Source organism: Hydrotalea sp. AMD (assembly GCF_004100315.1).
Taxonomy (GTDB): Bacteria; Bacteroidota; Bacteroidia; order Chitinophagales; family Chitinophagaceae; genus Hydrotalea; species Hydrotalea flava.
On the sequence record NZ_SCKY01000050.1, the window covers coordinates 1 to 1,493 of the forward strand.

At 32.7% G+C, this 1,493-nt stretch carries 2 protein-coding genes; both read right to left on the reverse strand.

Annotated features, from left to right (window positions below; genetic code table 11):
• Positions 1-282 precede the first annotated feature (282 nt).
• Positions 283-639, reverse strand: coding sequence for a hypothetical protein (locus EO766_RS17530; protein ID WP_287101688.1), 357 nt, complete (start codon positions 637-639; stop codon positions 283-285).
• A gap of 140 nt (positions 640-779) precedes the next feature.
• Entirely contained in the window at positions 780-1,421 is a 642-nt protein-coding gene (locus EO766_RS17535; RefSeq protein ID WP_287101689.1) for a hypothetical protein, read from the reverse strand.
• Positions 1,422-1,493 lie beyond the last annotated feature (72 nt).

Genomic DNA, 1,493 nt, shown 5'->3' on the forward strand with positions numbered 1-1,493 from the left:
TTCTCTCTTATTGATTTAAAATTATATTATACTACTTTTTAATCAAAAATCAATTGGGCAAGAATTTATAGGACATAACTACAGACACGTTTAGTAGTCAAGTTGACAATAGCAAAGTCCCAACCATCTTCGATGTAATCATTCCAGATTCTGTCTGGTAAGTTTCTTAAGAATTGAACACATTCATCATATGTTCCATTAAATAATGGTTTGTCACTATTATTAAGACAACCATCATATTCCAATTCTACTTGATGATCTTTTGTTTTTGGATGAACAGTTTTAACGCCCATGTTTCATATCCTGTTTCAGAAGGGCAATCTCATTTAATTGAGCATGATATTTACACAATCTAGGATAACCAGTTTTGGTATTAATCTTAATCCAGTTATCGATCATCCACTGTTCCAATCTTTTATGTTTAAGATAGAACTTAGCTGTTAATGAACCACCTTTTGCATCACCACCAGCAAAACCAATACCATTATGTTTGGTAGTTGAGTTAGAAGATTGTTCATCTTTGGTCTGTCTCTCAAACAGGGAGATAAGAGCTTTACCGACCACGTGTTGAACCATTTCAGGTTGTTTTGGATTTTGGATTAGATCTCTTAAAGAGTCTCTTGTTACTAAGGTTGTCATAACTGTTCTCTCTTTTTTATTAACTTGAATATATTATACAAAAATTAATAAAAAGAAAACTGGACAATTAAAATAAATTGCCCAGTTGATTTTAAAGAAAAAAGTGAAATATAATTATATTCCACTTTTATCCACCTACCTTATTCAATAACTTGAATTGTTGATGTATCAATCAATGCCAGAATAGTTGGATCATTAATCAGATCTTGCATACCTTGGCTGACCAATTTTTGTTCAGCAATCTGACCACGAACTTGACGTTCTTTTGAACCAACATTTCGTAGGTCATTATTGATCTGAGTCAGGATGGCTGTAATTTGTGCCTTCTGACTCATCAGATCGTTGTATTGTTCCAGATCTGATTCAGAGATCTGGAACTCACCATAGATGCTGCCACTCGTTTCTTTGTTGTAGTGGTCGTTGCTGGTATTGGATTTGATTTTGGTATTGATTTTGTATTGAACATGTTTTTGTTCAATCTTCAATTGGTAACTGTCTTTACCAATTGAAGTAAACAAAGTGAAGATGCCGTTATTGACTTCACCTTCGATGTTCATGATTTCGACATATTGTTTTGCTTGATCCAGAATTGAATCTGTAACAGCTTTGATCTTGACATTCAAGTCCTTAATAATGGCTTGGTTACTAGTACGCTGTTTGTTCAAACCAGTTTCATATCTGGAAATGAACACATTGACCACATCATCGATACCAACAGTAATGTTAGTATTGATTTGTGACAAAGCTGATACGTTTGATGATGTTTCTACTAATTGGTTCATGATATTCACCTATTTGTTTATTAAGAAAGAAATTATATTATACTACTATTTTTTAAAAAGTAAATTGGGTAA